This window comes from Alteromonas sp. H02 (assembly GCF_059682525.1).
The window spans coordinates 611411-629988 of record NZ_CM185021.1; the positions used below are offsets into that span (position 1 = coordinate 611411).

At 49.8% G+C, this 18578-nt stretch carries 13 protein-coding genes; 9 read left to right on the forward strand and 4 right to left on the reverse strand.

Annotated features, from left to right (window positions below; all coding sequences use genetic code 11):
• Positions 1-471: 471 nt before the first annotated feature.
• Positions 472-2103, forward strand: coding sequence for a phosphoenolpyruvate carboxykinase (ATP) (gene pckA / locus AC566Q_RS02815; protein ID WP_499613405.1), 1632 nt, complete (start codon positions 472-474; stop codon positions 2101-2103).
• Positions 2104-2155: 52 nt separating this feature from the next.
• Here pckA and AC566Q_RS02820 read toward each other — a convergent pair whose 3' ends face one another.
• The 3 genes from AC566Q_RS02820 to AC566Q_RS02830 form a co-directional block, all read right to left on the reverse strand.
• On the reverse strand, positions 2156-4321 hold the full coding sequence (locus AC566Q_RS02820) for a TonB-dependent siderophore receptor (protein WP_499613411.1): 2166 nt from the start codon (positions 4319-4321) through the stop codon (positions 2156-2158).
• Positions 4322-4578: 257 nt separating this feature from the next.
• A complete protein-coding gene (locus AC566Q_RS02825) occupies positions 4579-5358 on the reverse strand; it encodes a transglutaminase-like domain-containing protein (protein ID WP_499613414.1) in 780 nt (259 codons plus the stop codon).
• Complete coding sequence (locus AC566Q_RS02830; RefSeq protein WP_499613418.1) at positions 5355-6593, reverse strand: hypothetical protein; 1239 nt, start codon at positions 6591-6593, stop codon at positions 5355-5357. Before AC566Q_RS02830 ends, AC566Q_RS02825 begins: the two co-directional genes overlap by 4 nt.
• 203 nt (positions 6594-6796) lie before the next feature.
• Between AC566Q_RS02830 and AC566Q_RS02835 the strand changes: the two genes are divergently transcribed.
• Complete coding sequence (locus AC566Q_RS02835; protein WP_499613421.1) at positions 6797-8317, forward strand: S10 family peptidase; 1521 nt, start codon at positions 6797-6799, stop codon at positions 8315-8317.
• Between the two features lie 80 nt (positions 8318-8397).
• On the opposite strand, the gene tal is transcribed toward AC566Q_RS02835, so the two are convergent.
• Positions 8398-9351 carry a transaldolase gene (gene tal / locus AC566Q_RS02840; protein WP_499613423.1) on the reverse strand — a complete coding sequence of 318 codons (954 nt, stop codon included), beginning with the start codon at positions 9349-9351 and terminating at the stop codon, positions 8398-8400.
• 232 nt (positions 9352-9583) lie between these two features.
• Between tal and AC566Q_RS02845 the strand changes: the two genes are divergently transcribed.
• The 7 genes from AC566Q_RS02845 to AC566Q_RS02875 all read left to right on the forward strand — a co-directional run bounded on the left by AC566Q_RS02845 (position 9584) and on the right by AC566Q_RS02875 (position 18451).
• Positions 9584-11242, forward strand: a complete 1659-nt coding sequence (locus AC566Q_RS02845) for a ribulokinase (RefSeq protein WP_499613426.1) — start codon at positions 9584-9586, stop codon at positions 11240-11242.
• Positions 11239-11931, forward strand: a complete 693-nt coding sequence (locus AC566Q_RS02850) for an L-ribulose-5-phosphate 4-epimerase (protein ID WP_105933752.1) — start codon at positions 11239-11241, stop codon at positions 11929-11931. The genes AC566Q_RS02845 and AC566Q_RS02850 overlap by 4 nt, the downstream gene beginning before the upstream one ends.
• Positions 11932-11969: 38 nt before the next feature.
• Positions 11970-13469, forward strand: coding sequence for an L-arabinose isomerase (gene araA, locus AC566Q_RS02855; RefSeq protein WP_499613429.1), 1500 nt, complete (start codon positions 11970-11972; stop codon positions 13467-13469).
• Between the two features lie 130 nt (positions 13470-13599).
• Positions 13600-14184 (forward strand): HAD family hydrolase, encoded by a 585-nt coding sequence (locus AC566Q_RS02860; RefSeq protein WP_499613433.1) that lies wholly within the window; start codon positions 13600-13602, stop codon positions 14182-14184.
• Between the two features lie 65 nt (positions 14185-14249).
• Positions 14250-15455 (forward strand): aldose epimerase family protein, encoded by a 1206-nt coding sequence (locus tag AC566Q_RS02865; RefSeq protein WP_499613435.1) that lies wholly within the window; start codon positions 14250-14252, stop codon positions 15453-15455.
• Between the two features lie 71 nt (positions 15456-15526).
• Positions 15527-17422, forward strand: a complete 1896-nt coding sequence (locus AC566Q_RS02870) for a family 43 glycosylhydrolase (RefSeq protein ID WP_499613438.1) — start codon at positions 15527-15529, stop codon at positions 17420-17422.
• Between the two features lie 171 nt (positions 17423-17593).
• The gene (locus AC566Q_RS02875; RefSeq protein ID WP_499613444.1) at positions 17594-18451 is read left to right on the forward strand and encodes an alpha/beta hydrolase; all 858 of its coding nucleotides are present in this window, start codon (positions 17594-17596) and stop codon (positions 18449-18451) included.
• Positions 18452-18578: the final 127 nt, after the last annotated feature.

The following is an 18578-nucleotide window of genomic DNA, read 5'->3' on the forward strand; positions in this document are numbered from 1 at the left end:
GAACAAGTAAAAGCGTAGAGCCATCATGGATGATGGCTCCGGTCAGGAGGGCAGGACGCCCTCTCTGACCGATAGGTTTTACCTGACCGGTGACAGTATGCTCCTTCGCGATTAACGAACTGGAGGAAAGCTGTTGTGAAGAGCAAAGGGGAGCCATCTCCCCTTTGGGTGCAGTCGGCACCCCGACAAGATGTGGAGACTGCTAGCGGTATCAATCAGTATTTTTTAATGAGGAAACACCGGAATAACGGACAATAGATAAATCATACAAATGAGCTGGTTATTTTTTAGTCGTATTCAACTGATGCATATCAATGTTAACTACCGTCAATAGCGCTACAGTTGTACCCCTGACTGAACTTTGTTATACCTAAAAGAGACCCTGCAACCTAAAATAAAAATAATAAGTTCAGCGTTGCCTTTAGAAAAGTTTTCTAATTTAATTTTCAACCGTTCACGGAGGAAAAGGCAATGGCCATTTCTGTCGAAACCTTAGCGAAATACGGCATCAACGATGCCGCCGAAATTATATACAACCCCAGTTACGAGCAATTGTTTGCCGAGGAAACCCGTGATGATCTAAGCGGTTATGAGCGTGGTGTGGTGACCGAGTCTGGTGCCGTGGCAGTAAGCACTGGTGTCTTTACCGGTCGTTCTCCCAAAGACAAATACATTGTTGAAGACGAAGTCAGTAAAGAACACATGTGGTGGGACAGCCCAGCTGCCCGCAACGATAACAAACCCATTAGCCCGGAAGTCTGGGCCGACCTGAAAGCGTTGGTGGGAGAACAGTTATCCGGCAAGCGTTTGTTTGTAGTTGACACGTTTTGTGGTGCCAATGAAAGCTCCCGCTTAAAAGTACGATTTGTGATGGAAGTGGCCTGGCAGGCGCATTTCGTTAAGAACATGTTTATCCGCCCGACAGAAGAAGAACTGGCCAACTTTGGCGAACCCGACTTCGTAGTGCTTAATGGTTCTAAAACCAGCAATCCCAAGTGGGAAGAGCACGGTATGAACTCAGAAGTGTTCACCGTGTTTAACATGACCGAAAAAATGCAGGTCATCGGCGGTACCTGGTACGGTGGTGAAATGAAAAAAGGTATGTTCGCGATGATGAACTACTACCTGCCACTGAACAACATGGCTTCTATGCATTGCTCTGCCAATATGGGCGAAGAGGGCGATGTGGCAATCTTCTTTGGTCTGTCTGGTACTGGTAAAACTACCCTGTCTACCGATCCTCACCGCCGTTTAATTGGTGATGATGAGCATGGTTGGGATGAAAACGGCGTGTTTAATTTTGAAGGTGGCTGCTATGCCAAAACCATCAACTTAGACCCGGAAAGCGAGCCGGATATTTACCATGCTATCCGCCGTGATGCGTTGCTGGAAAACGTTACCGTTGATGACAATGGCGTAGTGGATTATGACGATAACTCGGTAACTGAAAACACCCGTGTTTCTTATCCTATTCACCACATCGAAAATATAGTGAAGCCGGTATCCAAAGGCGGTCATGCCAAGAAAGTGATTTTCTTAACCGCTGACGCGTTTGGTGTGTTACCGCCGGTTTCGAAACTGGATCATGCGCAAACTCAGTATCACTTCCTGTCGGGCTTTACGGCTAAACTGGCGGGTACTGAGCGCGGTATCACCGAACCCACACCCACCTTCTCGGCCTGTTTTGGTAAAGCGTTCTTAACCCTTCATCCAACCAAGTACGGCGAAGAGTTAGTCGCGAAAATGGACGCGGTTGGCGCTCAGGCATATCTGGTTAACACCGGTTGGAATGGCACCGGCAAACGGATCTCCATTAAGGATACCCGCGCTATCATCGACCGTATTCTGGATGGCTCTATTGAAGAGGCAGAGTGCCATACACTGCCTATTTTCAATCTGCAGGTTCCTGCGTCGCTGCCAGGGGTCGACCAGGATATTCTGGATCCGCGTGATACTTATGAAAGTGCTGATGAGTGGTACGAAAAGGCCTCGCATCTCGCAGAGTTGTTTATTGATAACTTTGAGCAATTTGCGGTGAATGATAAAGGCCGGGAGTTGGTAAAAGCCGGTCCTCAGCTTGAGCCGGTTGCCGAACAGGCATAACCACAGCCAGAAAGAAAAAAGGCCGCTATTTTTGAAGCGGCCTTTTTGTTTTTTAATACTGCCAGTTTACTGACAACATATAGTTACGGGGGGCACCGTAATAACCTTGTTCCCAATACAGCGACTTCAGATACTTTTCGTCGGTGACATTATTCACGTTAGCAATAATGGTAATACTATCGTTAACGGTGTAACTGGCCATCATGTTCACCAATGCGTAAGCATCCTGTTCAATCACGATGTCCTGACCGGCATTCGCATAAGCGGCAGGTACCTGGCCCACATTGCGCGAGGTGGCTTCCTGCCAGCGAATAGACGTACCGATTTTGAGTGCCGGTAATGTCTGGAATTGATAGGTGGCATTTACGTTAACCAGTTTCTCAGGGGTATAATCGGCAACAAGCTGGTCACCATCGAGGTCGAAAAACGTCAGGCCCAGGCTGGTTTGCAGGCCGGGCAGAATTTCACCGGCTAAGTCGACTTCCCAGCCTTTAGAGCTCAGGCCATCTGCTTCGCGGTAAACCTGCTCTTCCACACCGGATACCGGGTTGGCGGCAAAGCCATCGTCAACCGCAACATTTACCTGATCAATATCGAAATACGCTACGGTAAGCAATGCATTACCGTCCATCAGAGACGCTTTAACCCCTAACTCTTTTGACTCACCGGTAATTGGATCGAGGCGGTCAAAGTTGGCATCCCGTTCGGTTTGTGGGGTAAATACCTCGGTGTAGCTAAAGTAGGTGTTGATGTCGTCATTAATGGCGTAAACCAGACCACCGTAAGGAACAAACGCGTTTTCATGGAGGGTCTCGTCGATGCCATAGGAGATACCGGTGACTTCCACCTGGTTAAAGCGTCCGCCGGCTAATAGTGACAAGCTGTCGGTTAAAGCAAAGTTACCACCAAAATATACCGCGGTTTGTTCTTCTTCTACATCACTGCCGGTAGCACCATCGGTAAATTCTGGCAGCGGCGTGTTACCAGTCCAGTCTTCCATGGCTGGCAGTAACGGAAAGCCGTTGCCGGTATGGAAGTCATAAAGAGACTGATCGGTGTAAGCGACTTTGGCATAACTCGCTCCCATCATTACCTGATGTGTCTGGCCAAAAGCATCGAAGAGGCCGTTCAGATAGATATCGGCATAATCGTGCTCATCATCCAGAGTATATTCGCTGCCATAGCCAATCAGGCCCAGACCGGTTTCAGGATCCAGCAGCGTAACACCGGTATCCGCATCGCGAGATACGTAAGTGTAAAACAACTGTGTGTCTTCGTCGGTCTCTATGTGCGTGTAATCCGCTTTAAGTGACCAGCCCTCGGCCAGTTGCTGTTCCAGAAACGCGAAATAGCGGGTGTCGGTCACATCCCATTGCGACCAGTCGGCAGAAGTGCTGGTACTGGTGTCGAAGTTGGTTGGTGTACCATCGGCGTAATACAGGGTTAACGCGCCCCACATGTTGCCTTTGGCATCGCTGGTTTGCTGACTGGCGCCAACCGTTAACTGAGTGGTGTCGGTAAGGGCAGCACTGATAACGCCGTAAGCCACGGTTTTATCTAACTCGTAGCGGTCGAGGTATGATTCTTTGTCTTCTTTAACTACCACCACGCGGGCGCCTACTGAGTCTGATAAAGGTGCTGATGCATCAATGTCGAGGCGCTTGGCATTCCAGCTACCCAGTTGGCCGCGGGCTGAGATTTGCGTGTTCTCGGTGGGCTTTTTGCGCACGTAGTTGATAGTAGCAGAAGGGCTGCCGGTGCCTGTCATCAGGCCATTAGCGCCGCGTAACACCTCAACCCTATCATAAATGGCGGTGTCGATATCACCATGCACGTTGCCGCTTAATACCGGTAATCCCAGACCGTCGACCTGAAAGTTGGTCACGTCGAAGCCGCGGGCAGTAAAGTAAGTACGGTCAGTTTCGACTTCCTCTACGTTGAGTCCGGTGACGGTATCGAGTACCGCATTGATGTTATTTAACGCGAAATCATCAATCATTTCCTCGCCAATTACACTGATCGACTGAGGTAGGTCCTTAATATCTAAATCCAGTCGCGACAGGCTATCGGCTTTTTCATACAGGTAATTATTTAAGCGCTCGCCGCTAACCGTGAGCTTTTCAATATCCTCATCGTCAGGTACTGCGTTTGCGTTGGCAACGCCGGCTGGCAAAGTAAGAGAAGTAAGCAGGGCGAGACTAATCGCGTTGTATTTCATTAATAAACCTAATGTAAATGATAATAGTTCGCATTATTATATTTGTATCAGGATAAAATGCAACCATCCCACCTGGAAAATACTGGAGAGGATGAGCGCTGAGGTTGTGCGTAGCCCGGCCTTTCGGGCGACTCAGGCTGGCGCCGGTGCTTACACGTCGGGTGGGATGGCCAGCATAACGTTGTCGACCAGCGTACGATTTTAGTAACATAGTGTGTGCGCATCTGCCCGAACAGATGCGCTGCGCTAGTTACCACTTATTGCAGGTTTTGTACATTTTCCAGGCGGTTGGGAAACAAAGAAGATGCCATCATTAAAGACATGGCAAAACCGGGTCCTTCATTGTCGAGTATGCCGGTAGGCAGATAGTAAAACTGCTGCCCTTCAGCCCCGTACAGCGCGGCATCAATAATCTGCCATTTACCTTTATACCAGACTTCGGTCCAGGCATGACCAAACGCATCAGCTGATTCAGCATAAGCGGTGATCACCGTGCCTATGGTTAATCGTGCAGGCATGCCTAAACCTCTCGCCAAAGCCGTTGTCAGGGTGGCAAACTCAGTGCAGTCGCCAGAACGTTGCGTAGCTACCGTAGAGGCCAGATTGAACCCATGAATATAGGTCGGCTCATTAATGTACTCACTCACATAGGCGGTGATTGCTTCCAGCTCGTCGGTATTCGTGCGGGTTTTGGTAAACCCCTCGATAAATGCCCGGGTTGCCGGTTCGTTGGTATCAATAACAAAACTGGGCTGCGCATATTTACTCTGAATCGCGCCGGTAAACATCGGCTGATGGGCTAATCCGACCGCCACGGTGTTATTACTCAACTGTTCTGTGGTCACACCGCTGTAGTTGCTCAGATGTTTTACCAGCGAGGCGGCCTGGCGCGTTTCTACCTCCAGGTAAATAGCGTTCGTTAAAGCGCCCGACTGGCTGGCACTCATTGTCAGCGGTATCTCAGCCAGTGAAGGCACTGACTGTGCACTAACGTTTATTGAAAACGTTAGTGCCAGGGTGGTCAGGAGTTTTTTCATGGCATTACCGGCTGGCCTTTGCTGTACACTTTTTCAAGTTTCAGCTCGGCACCGCCCTGAGCAATGGAGCCTTTTTCAAAGGAACCATTCTCTGTGGCCAGGTATTTAAGGGTAAGCGGGCCAAGATCAAATTGTAAATTGGCGTCGGGCAGTTCGTCGATTTTGGTAAAGGTAACTGAAAAGGCTGAGGTTGGGTCGGCATCAGAAAGCCAGATATGATAATCGGCTGATGGTGCATCGCTGGCCAGCAATAGCGCCGTTTCAGTGTAATTACCGAAACTCGACAATAACCAGCTGTTGTATTCCAGAGTCGCGCTGACTTCTTTACCCTGCATCTGGCCTGTTACCTGCCAGGCATCTTCGGCAGAACTAATAGCAAACTGTGAAGCCAGCTGGCCATTTTCAATGGTATATTCCTGAACGTTAATAAGTGAGCCATCGGGGCGGCTCCATTCCAGTGTTTGCGAATCTGAGCGTGATACCGCTACCTGGTCCACCGGGGTAATCATGGCATCGCGCAACACGGTTGCAATATCGCCGTCCTGATCAATGGTGTGCTTTTCCTGAGAGTACCCCACCGGAATACCATTAATGGTCATTCGGTAGGTGGCTTCATACAATTCTGGTTGCTTATCGTTAGCCGTAAAAGCCTCTACAAAACTGGCGAATACGTCGTGGAAGGCCTGCTGATAGCCCATTTCATTATGCACACAAATTTGCAGGCTCTGGCTGGTCTGTGCTGATAACCCTTTTAATACGCCGGCAACCTTTTCGCTGCCTTCGCCTAAGTTATACAAAGTGTCTAATTGCAGGAAAGGCGTGTCTCCAATCATACCCATATCCAGACCCAGCGTGAAACGCCCGGATAAGGGTTTTCCGTTAATCTGCTCCGCGCCGCCAAGGCTGTGTTCCACAATGGCATGCAGGGAGTTGGCTGCGCCATCAAACTCTAAAAAGGCGTAACATTCCACCGGTGAGTCAGAGCCGATATCCATAGTGTAATACCATACGTCGGTGCTACCGCTGTCTTGTAACACGGGTTTGCCTTTTACCTGGGCGTCGACATTCAACCGTTCGATAACCATTTTTCCGCTGGTTTCGACACTGGTTTCTCTGGCCATGGATTGTTGGAACCAGTCAGGAAAATCGGCCAGGTTAATCAGGTATTCAGCATTGGCATTAACCGAGACGGTAGCAGGTAACAGAAAAAGGGCGGCAGACTTTAATAACTTCATAAAGCTCATTCCTTGTTAATGGTGGGACATCCTAAAACGGAATTAACATACTCATTTATTGATGGTTTGACCACCTTATTTTTCACCCGGCTAAGCCGGATGTTCATCATCGGTTTGGATGAGCTCGTCGTTTGTGGCCTGTATTGTGGTTTAATCGCTATATACTTAAATGGCAATAAATCTAAAAAACAGGTGGAGCAACTATGCGGTTTGGATTAGGGACTAAGTACTGGTTACTGGTAATTGGCTTGTTGATGACATCGGCACAGGCTGAGGATGAAAAGCACACTGTCGAAGCACCGCAGGCATTCATCACTGATCACAGTGGTAAGTTTAACGGTCAGAAAGTTGCTTTCAGGGCTACTGCGGGCGAGACCTATCTGCGCGATTTAAAAGGCGAACCCAAGGCCAGCATTTTTTCCTTTGCATATACGAAGCATAAAACCGAAACAGCCAAACGGCCGGTTACCTTCGTGTGGAATGGCGGGCCGGGGTCGGCTTCGGTATGGCTGCATATGAGTGGCCTGGGACCGGCTTTTGCTGAAGTGCCTTCGAACGCATCCCATCCAGGGTTACCGCCTTATTTACCTAAGAGCTCAAGCAACTCAATCATCGACGTCACGGATTTGGTCTTTATCGACCCGGTCGGCACCGGATATTCCCGGGCTCTCGGTGAGTATGAAGGTAAAGCGTTCTGGGGACTTAAAGAAGATGCGCAGTCGATGGCTGAGTTTATCCGTACCTGGATGACTGAGAATAACCGATGGGGATCGCCGATTTTCATTCTTGGTGAAAGTTACGGTACCACCCGCGCTGCTTATGTGGCCAACATACTGCAAAAAAACATGAAGATTAGTATTAACGGGCTGGTGTTTGTTTCACAGGCGCTGGACTATCAGGGCTCATCGCCGTATATCCCGGATAATATTATCTCCTATGTTACCTATGTGCCGACCATGGCTGCATCCGCTTTGTATCACGGTAAAGTCACTCCGGTACCGCAAGATAAACAGGCTTTTCTGACGCAGGCGCGTCAGTTTGCCAGTAACGAATTGTTGCCTGGTTTGTTTGCTGGCAATCGGTTAAAGCCTGAACAAAAACGCCAGCTGGTTGAGCGCCTGGCTTACTTTACCGGCTTAAGTCCTCAATACGTTGAACGCGCTGATTTGAGGATCAGCGCGCGCCGCTTCGCTAAACAGTTATTGCGGGATGAAAGCAAAACCGTTGGCTTACTGGATGCGCGTTACTTAGGCGAAGAGCGCGACGATCTGGAAGACAGCACCAAGCGTGATGCAGCATCAGATACCATCTCGGCTGCCTTTAACAGCGCCCTGCAGGTGTATATGCGTAACTCACTCAATGTCGACTGGGAACGTCAGTACCTGTCGCCGGCAGACCCGGATCTCAGACGTTACTGGCGTTATCGTACCAGCAAAGACGGTAGTGCCTGGGAGCCAACTTACGTTACTACGGCGGGTTACTTGTCTGAGGTATTACGGATTAACCCACAGTTGGATGTGTTGGTAGCTTCGGGGTATTACGATCTGGTCACGCCATTTTTTGATGCCGAATATACCCTTAATCGCCATGCAATCAACGCAGAGCAAATCTGGTATAGCTATTATGAAGGTGGGCACATGATGTACGTGAACGGCGAGGCGAAGGTTGAATTGTTTAACGATGTTCGTCGCTTTATTGAGGGGCATACACTCACTAATAAATAATATATATTTATTGGGATTCGTATAATAAAAAGCGACTAACAGTTACCTGTCAGCCGCTTTTTTTTAATGAGTACGACTGATTATTTGGCCAGGTCAGTCAGCATCGTTTCCAGTGTTACCTGGTCTTTAGCAAACTGGCGAATACCCTGAGACAGTTTATCCGTTGCCATGGCCTCTTCGTTCATATCCCAACGGAAAGTTTGCTCGGTTAACGCTGCCGGTGCCGCTTTAGGTGAATCAACCGGTGTCAGCTTACGCGGCAGGTCCGCATCAGTGTTGGCCAGTTCATCCAGTAAGCCCGGGCTGATCGTCAGACGGTCGCAGCCAGCCAGTTCCTGAATTTCACTGATATTACGGAAGCTGGCGCCCATTACGATGGTGTCATAACCGTTTTCTTTGAAGTAGTTATAGATACGGGTAACCGACTGCACGCCCGGATCCTTAGCACCGCTAAAGTCAGCATCTGGCTGATCGGCTTTATACCAGTCAAGAATACGGCCAACAAAAGGTGAGATAAGGAAAGCGCCGGCTTCAGCTGATGCGCGGGCCTGAGCAAAAGAAAATACCAGAGTGACATTGGTTTTAATGCCCTGGGCTTCCAGAATGCGCGCGGCCTGGATACCTTCCCAGGTAGCGGCAATTTTAATCAGCACGCGGCTGGTATCAATGCCCTGATCACGGTACAGCGCCAGCAGGTGATTGGCTTTTTCAACAGTGGCCATGGTATCAAAGGATAACCGCGCGTCCACTTCGGTAGAAACATAACCCGGTACCTGTTCCATGAGCTTAGCGCCAATCAGTACCGCCAGTTTGTCTGCTGCAACTGCAGCAACGTCATTGGTAGCGCCCTGATCTTTCGCCCATTTTACCGCTTCGATAGCCAGCGGACGGTACTTTTCAATTTGCACGGCTTTTAACAATAGCGAGGGGTTAGTCGTCGCATCCTGTGGTTGATACAAAGCAATCGCTTCAAAGTCACCGGTATCGGCAACCACAGTAGTCATAGATTTAAGCTGTTCTAACTGGGTAGTCATAGTTCTTTCCACTCTTAAAAATTCAACGGTTTGTAAGTTTTTTCAGGCCTTGGAAGTTGCGCTTAACAGCCGTAAGTCGGCAACTGTACCAACTTCTGCGCTGGCTATTTATTCACCAGCTATACTGTTAATATTAATTTTATATTACCTTTACATTTGCCTATTATTGATATTATCATACAATTAAAATTTATTGGCTAATTTTGTTAGCAGTGAGTGGAATTAAAATATTATGTCTCGTTATACATTAGGGCTGGATTATGGCTCTGATTCGGTCAGAGCCTTATTGGTAGATGTAACAACCGGCGAAGAGCTGGCCAGCCATATGGTAAATTACCCGCGTTGGGCACAGGGCCGTTATTGCGAGCCTGCCAAAGATCAGTATCGTCAGCACCCTCAGGACTATGTGGATAGCCTGGTCGAAGTGGTGAATGCGCTGTGGTCTAAAGTACCTGCCGGTACGGCTGATAAAGTGGTTGGCATGAGCTTCGATACTACCGGGTCTACACCTGTGGCAATTAATGCGGAAGGCGTGCCACTGGCATTAACCGAAGAGTTTAAAGAAAACCCCAATGCGATGTTCGTATTGTGGAAAGATCACACGTCGTTGCGAGAAGCCGGCGAAATCACTAAGGCTGCCAACAACAACGATGTTAACTACCTGGCCTATATGGGCGGTATTTATTCGTCAGAATGGTACTGGGCCAAAGCCTTGCACATTTTCCGTCAGGATCCGGCAGTTAAAGCGGCTACCTATAGCTGGGTTGAGCATTGCGACTGGATGACTGCATTGATGTGTGGCACTACTCATCCTTCACAATTACAGATGGGCCGTTGTGCAACCGGTCATAAATTGATGTGGAACGAAGCCTGGAACGGCTTCCCGCCAAATGACTTTTTTACGTCGGTTGATCCGCTGCTGGATGGCCTGGTGGATACCCTGAACCCGGCAACTCAAACCAGCGATCAGGTCGCCGGTGAGTTAACGGCCGAATGGTCTGAAAAACTGGGACTGCCTGTGGGGATTAAAGTGGGTTATGGCGCATTCGACTGCCATATGGGCGCGGTTGCTGCCAATGTTCGCGAAGGCGTGCTAACGAAAGTGATGGGGACATCGACCTGTGACATCACGGTAACCTCTTACGAAACCATTGGTGAAACCTGTGTACGCGGTATCTGCGGACAGGTAGATGGTTCGGTGATTCCTGGCCTGGTAGGCCTTGAAGCCGGTCAGTCAGCGTTTGGCGACCTGTATGCCTGGTTTAAAAACCTGGTGCTGTGGCCAACCAATAATTTACTCCACGAGCTGGTGGAATCCGGAGCAGATGAACTGGTAGATAAGATTGAATCGCTGACCTTACAGCGCTTGTCTGCTGCAGCCGCTAACCTGCCGGTCAGTGCCAAAGATATTACTGCGCTGGATTGGGTTAACGGCCGCCGTACACCGGATGCCGACCAAACTGTGTCCATGGCATTAACTGGTATCAAAATGGGTGCCGATGCCCCGCAATTATTTAAAGCGCTGGTGGAGGCTACTGCGTTTGGTGCGCGGGCGATTACCGAACGCTTCCGTGAGGAAGGTGTACCCATTAACTCGGTAGTCGTGATTGGCGGCATTTCGAAAAAATCAGATTACGTAATGCAAACCTGCGCCGATGTGTGGAATTGCCCCATCGACGTACTGGAAAGTGAACAGAGTTGTGCCCTGGGCGGGGCCATTATGGCTGCTGTAGCGGCTGGCGAATACCCAACCGTCGCCGAAGCTCAGCAGGTAATGGCGTCGCCTGTTTGCAAACAATATCTGCCGGATGCATCGAAAGTCGGTATTTACGACGAGTTGTACCAAAACTATCAAACGCTGGGCGACTATGTCAGTGGAGGTAAAGCATGAGCTACACCGAATTAAAACGGGAAGTGTATGAAGCCAATATGGAGCTTCAGCGCCGTAATCTGGTGATTTACACCTTTGGTAATGTGTCACAGGTTGATCGGGATAAGGGTGTGGTGGCTATAAAGCCCAGCGGCGTGTCTTACGATCAGATGAAGCCGGAAGACATTGTTATCGTGGATATGGAAAATAACATCGTGGAAGGCACCATGCGTCCTTCTTCTGATACCAAAACCCATACCCACCTTTACCGTGCATTTGACTCGATTGGTGGTGTAACACACACCCACTCAACCTATGCCACAGCGTGGGCACAGGCGCGCCAGAGCATTCCTTGCCTGGGCACCACTCATGCTGATTATGTACATGGTGAAATTACCTGTACCCGTGACCTGACCGATGAACAGGTAAACGGTGACTACGAAGAAGAAACCGGGGTTCAGATTACTGATGCCTATGTGGATCGCGACCCGGCCGCAGCACCGATGGTAATCGTTGCCGGCCATGCGCCATTCACCTGGGGTAAGGATGCAGCACAATCGGTATATCATGCCGCGCTGCTCGAAGAGATTGCCAAAATGGCTTATCTCACAAGGACTTTAGATCCCAATGCCGCTGTGCTCAAGCAAGCCGTATTGGACAAACATTATTTACGCAAGCACGGTAAAAACGCCTACTACGGCCAAGAGTAACTCTACCTGCAAGCCCTTTATTAATAGAGGACAGATTTATGACTACAGCACAAAAAGAAGTATGGTTTATTACCGGCTCTCAGCATCTGTATGGCCCACGCGTACTTGAAGAAGTCGCAGGTAACAGCCAGGCGCTGGCCGCAGGACTGAACGAAAACAACCTGCCGGTTAAAGTTGTTTACAAAGACACCGTAAAATCAGCAGCTGAAATCCATCAGGTTTGCCAGGCGGCAAACAGCGATGCCAACTGTGTTGGTTTGATCCTGTGGATGCACACCTTCTCGCCGGCCAAAATGTGGATTGCCGGCCTGAACGAACTGCAAAAGCCATGGTTACACCTGCATACTCAGTTTAACGCCGGTCTGCCGTGGAGCAGCATCGACATGAACTACATGAACACCCACCAGAGTGCCCACGGTGACCGTGAATTTGGTTTCATCGGCAGCCGTATGCGTAAAGAGCGTAAGGTAGTGGTTGGTCACTGGCAAAACCCTAAAACCGTCGCGCAGATTGACGGCTGGTGCCGTGCAGCATTAGGTTGGGCAGAAAGCAAGTCACTGAAAGTGGTGCGCTTTGGCGACAACATGCGTAACGTAGCGGTAACTGAGGGCGACAAGGTTGCAGCACAAATTACCTTTGGTTACGAAGTGCATGCTTACGGCCTGCAGGACTTAGCGGATGTGGTTAACAGCATTAGCGACGGCGACGTAGCAGCGCAACTGGACGCTTACTATCAGGAATACGACGTTAGCAAAGAACTGCTGACTGACGATTATCAGCGCGATCGCCTGATGAAAGAAGCCCGCCTGGAACTGGGTATGGAGAAATTCTTCATCGACGGTGGTTTCGGTGCTTTCACTAACTGTTTTGAAAACCTTGCTGGTCTGACTGGTCTGCCTGGTCTGGCCACTCAGCGCTTAATGGCCAAAGGTTATGGTTACGGCGGTGAGGGTGACTGGAAAACAGCGGCTATGGTACGCACCATGAAAGCGATGGCGCAGGGCCTTGAGGGTGGTTGTTCTTTCATGGAAGACTACACCTATAACTTCACTGATTCAGTGGATCAGGTACTGGGTGCTCACATGCTGGAAATCTGCCCGTCAATTGCCGGTAAGAAGCCTCGTCTGGAACTGCACCGCCATACCATTGGCGTGAAGTGTGACGTGCCGCGTCTGTTGTTTGCAGCCAAAGCGGGTCCTTCTATCAACGTATCGCCAATCGATATGGGTAACCGTTTCCGTATTCTGATCAACGAAGTAGAAACCGTTGAGCAACCAGAAACTACACCACACCTGCCGGTTGCTTCAGCGCTGTGGGAGCCTAAGCCAAATCTGGAAGTAGCAGCTGCTGCCTGGATCCATGCTGGTGGTGCGCACCACGCTGCGTACAGCCAGGCATTAAGCTCAGAAGTCATTGAAGACTTTGCTGATATGGCTGGTGTTGAAACTGTCGTTATCGACAGCGATACCAACCTGCGCAACTTCAAGTCGGAACTGCGCTACAACGCGGCTTACTATCAGCTTAAGCAAGGTATCTAATCGACCTGTTGGCTCATTGCAAAGATGAGCCAACATCATTGTCATACCAGTCATAGTAATATAATCGCAAGTAGCGCATGTTACATTGCGATTTTATTTTATGACTTGTACAGATTGATTAGGAGTACTCATGGTCGACTTAAGCTCTTATAAGGGCATTGTGTTTGATATGGATGGCACGTTGGTAGACTCTATGCCAGCGCACATGGAAGCGTGGCGGGTGACCTGTGAAAACTACGGTTATCCCTTTGATCTAGATTACATGTATTCACTGGGTGGCGTACCGACAAGACAAACTGTGGTGATTCTGAATGACAAATTCAATATGGATCATGATCCTACGGAAGTAGCCCGTTATAAGCGCGAAAGCTGGGAAGCAATGAAACTGGAGCCGGTGATCATTGAGTCAACCATGGCTGTGTTTGAGCACTATCGCCCTAAAATGGCAATTGGTATCGGTACCGGTGCCGAGCGCCCCCATGCCGAGCATCTGCTTACGGCCCATGGCCTTCTTGAGCGCATCGATTCGTTAGTCACGGCGACTGATGTTACCCATGGCAAACCTCATCCGGAAACCTTTTTAACCGTTGCGCAGCAAATGGGTGTTGAGCCGTCTGAGTGCGTGGTGTTTGAAGATACCGAGATTGGTCGCCAGGCAGCCGAGGATGCGGGAATGGACTGTATTATGGTTAACAACGGCGAAATTCAGGTCTGATAGACTTGCATTTCCTATGTTAATTGTAATATAAAAGTATAAAAATTATTATGGGAATGTAAATTATGCCATCGTTATCTTTCTCCGGGGTTCGCCCTGCGTTTTTCTCCCGCTCCGGTAAACAGGCCAAATGGCTGCTGGCCGGAGTACTAACACTGACATTTGGCTGTGCCAACCAGGTTATGGCCGACAAGCAAGGACAATCTATGACTACCACTCCCAGTGCTACCGTTAGCGCGTTTGGTTCGCTGAGCGACGCGACCCCGGTTGAAAAAGTCATTCTTAAGAACAGCAATAATGTGGAAGTTGAAGTGATCAGCTTCGGCGGCATTATTACCCGTATCGTTACCCCGGATGCCAATGGCGAGCTGGGAAACATTGTATACGGCATGGAAACCATTGAAGAATATGAAAATGGCAACCCATATTTTGGCGCGCTGATCGGCCGCTATGGTAACCGTATCAAAGATGGCAAATTTACCTTAAACGGTACCAAGTATCAGCTTGCTACCAATGATGGCGACAACCATCTGCACGGTGGTGTGCAGGGTTTTGATAAGAAAGTCTGGAAAATGGCCCCGTTTGCAACTGCTAACAGTGCTGGTGTTACGCTGACGCTGGTAAGCCCGGACGGCGATCAGGGCTACCCGGGTGAGCTGACTACCGAAGTCACTTACACGCTGACCAACAACAATACGCTGGATATGCAATTTATCGCTACCACCGATAAACCAACCGTAGTGAATCTCACCCAGCACTCGTATTTCAATCTGGCTGGCAAAGGCACCATCTTAGATCACGAACTACAAATCAACGGTAAATATATCACGCCGGTAGACGGTGGCCTGATCCCCACGGGCGAGCTTGCTCCGGTGGCAGGAACCCCTTTCGACTTTACCTCACCTAAAGCCATTGGCCGCGATATTGAAGCCGACAACGAGCAACTGGCGCTGGGTAAAGGCTACGACCATAACTACGTGTTAAAAGAACAGGTAGACAATGAGCTAATCGAAGCGGCTACCGTTTACGAGCCTACCTCAGGCCGGGTTCTGCGGGTACTCACCGAAGAGCCAGCAGTACAGTTTTATTCAGGGAACTTCCTGGAAGGGGCTACCGAAGGCTTTGGCCAGCAGCATATTTTCCGTGGTGCTCTGTGTCTGGAGCCGCAACATTATCCCGACTCGCCGAATCAGGCTGACTTCCCAAGCACCACTTTATTGCCGGGCGAAGTTTACTCAACGCGAATCGTTTACGCCTTTGACACAAAGTAAGTCAGCGTTAAGTCATTAATCGTAACACCCGCTCCCTGGCGGGTGTGGTAACCCAGATAGAGAGAGCAATCATGATTTCAAAGTCGCTTAAACGACTTGGTATTGGTCTGTTGGTCATGTCTTCCCTTGCCGGTTGTAACAGCACAGACAACGAAGAGGTCACAGAAACCAAGGTGAATGTCGCGACTGAAGCATCGGGCATTTTCACTAACCCCTTGTTTCCTAATGGCGCCGATCCCTGGCTGGAATACTGGGATGGTAACTATTACCTGACCACGACTACCTGGACCTCGCAGTTAGTGATGCGTAAATCGCCAACGCTGGCAGGTTTAGCTGATGCGACGCCGGTAAATGTGTGGTCATCTACCGACCCTGAGCGTTGCTGTAACTTCTGGGCGTTCGAATTCCACCGCTTAAAAGGGCCAAACGGCTATCGCTGGTACATGATGTACACCGCCGGACAGGACGGCACGCTGGATTATCAGCACCTCAACGTGCTGGAAAGTGTAGGTGATGATCCTATGGGGCCTTATCAGTACAAAGGCGCACTGATGCCTGAAGTGTGGAATATCGATGGGAACTATCTGGAACACGACGGCAAGCTCTACGTGATCTATTCACAGTGGCGTGGTGATACACAGCTGAACATTATTGCTGAAATGGAAAACCCGTGGACGCTGAAAGACCAGGAACATATGGTGCTGACCACACCAGAGCTGGACTGGGAAATCAGTGGCCGTAAGGTTACCGAAGGGGCTGAAATTCTGCAGCACAACGGCCGTACTTTTATGACCTACTCAGCCAGTTTTTGTAATACACCGGATTATAAGCTCGGCTTACTGGAGTTAACCGGTAACGACCCGATGAATCCTGACCACTGGACCAAATCGCCTGAACCAGTTTTCAGCCGCACCGAAACGGTATTCGGTCCTGGCCATAACGGTTTCTTTACCTCACCGGATGGTAGTGAAGACTGGCTGGTGTATCACGGCAATGACTCTGTTGAGCATGGCTGTAGTGCTACCCGGTCATTACGCGCCCAGAAATTTACCTGGTCTGAGACCGGCGAGCCTGAATTTGGTGAGCCTTTAACGCCGGGCGTAGAAGTTGCGCCGCCATCGGGTGAGAACGGCCCATTGGTAACCCGTGTACAAGGTCAGCGTTATCAGTTGGAGAATGCAACCAGTGAGCTGTGTCTGGATATCTCTGCCGACCCGGAAGATAACCGCGCAGTGCAACGTCAGTGCGCCGGGACTAACGGCCAGTGGGTGCTGGACTCGACCACCGACGGTTTCATTCGTCTGGCTAACCGCGAAGACAGTAAATTCCTGGAGGTGGCCAATTGCGCTACGAGCGACAATGCCCGCGTGCAATCGGCGGCCTGGCGTAACAACTACTGCCAGCAATGGAAGGTGGAAGCCGGTATCGATGGCAATGTTACGCTGAGTAACCGTTATTCGGGTAAACCTCTGGCAGTTGCCGGGTGTTCTGCGTCGGCCAATCAGGCAGTGCTGCAGCACAATACCGACAGTGCCTGTAATCAATGGCAGCTGCGCCCCATGGGTGAAGTGGCCCTGATGAGCCAGCAAAGTGGTAAGGCGCTGGCGTTGAATGGCGATAATATTGAACAGCAGGCCTTTGATTATCAGGCAGAGCAAAGCTGGTTATTTGTGTCAACCGATACGGGCTATCTGTCGCTGAAGCAGGACGCTGACAGTGAGTTATGTGTGGGTGTGGATGCCAACCAGGTCGTCCCGGGTGCCAACATCAGTATGGTGAACTGCGAAGAGAAAACGGCGCAGTGGCGTTTAACGCCGAAAGACGGCGGCGGCATGATGCTGTTTAACCGCTATACGCGCTTGCCGCTTGGCTTAACCGACTGTGGTCTGGCTGAAGGAACCAATATTGCGCAGCAGCCTGATCTGGCCACACGCTGTCAGATTTTCCATCTGCGCGAACCACAGTAAGTCATTACTTTTTAAGTACCTTGTTGTTCAAAGGGGGAGTACCGAGTAGGGCGGTGCTCTCCCTTCTTTCTTTGGAACTCCTTAAACCACGAAGCAAATGCATGACCCTGCATGATTTTTTACGGTTTTACTGGTACGCTTAAAGCAGTTAAGAGTTATCCAGGGAAAGGCATGCGTCGTTTTATCAAAGCCTCCATCATTACCGTCATCGCAGTGGTTATTACCGGTTGTGTGATCAACGTCACACCGGGCAATCTTATTTATCAGTCCACTAAAACCGAAAAACTCAATCTTACTCGCTTCCAGGAGCAGGCCTTTAAGGATGATATGTCGGTGGCACTTAAAGCCGTAAGTCTGAAAAGCGAGCAGGGGCATACCCTGCGGGGCATTCAGGCACTTTACCATGGCGCGAAAGCCAATATTCTGTTGTTTGGTGGTAACGGCATGACCATTAATCAGTCAGCCAATATCGTGCATCGGTTTGGTGCCATACCGGCCAACGTAATCTGGTTTGATTACCCTGGGGCGGGGATCAGTGATAAACCAGCTAAACTCGACCCTGAAGCCATGATGGCTGATGCGCTGGCAATATATGACTTTGCTGCCGATAAACTGCGTAACGATAAGCCGTTTATTGTTCACGGCATTGAGCTGGGGAGCGCCGTGGCCGCCAATATTGCATTGCAGCGCAGCCCGGATGCGCTGGTGTTAGAAAAACCCATTGTTAACCTCTCTCAGCTTATCAATGACAATTCACCGGGCTGGTCTGGCTGGTTTACCCGGATCAAACTGTCTCCCAAACTGGCGGCGGTGGATAATGCCTATCAGGTTGGTAGTTACCAGGGCCCCTTGCTGATTTTGGTTGGTGAAAAAGACCTCACCACGCCACCCAAATACAGTCAGATATTGTACCGGGTATCGCCATCGGACAATAAAAATCTGGTGGTTGTGGAGGGCGTTGGCCATGACAAACTTATGCGGAGTCCTATCGCTGTTGATGCCTACAAAGCCTTTGTTGCCGGTTTGTAACTATTTAGGCGGATTAACACTGCGGGTGAAAACCTGACGGGAAACATGGATAACACCCAATAGTGGTCGCACAGCCATACATTAGCTGATAATCTAACCGCCAGGTAAGTAATTAGCGCCGGTCTGC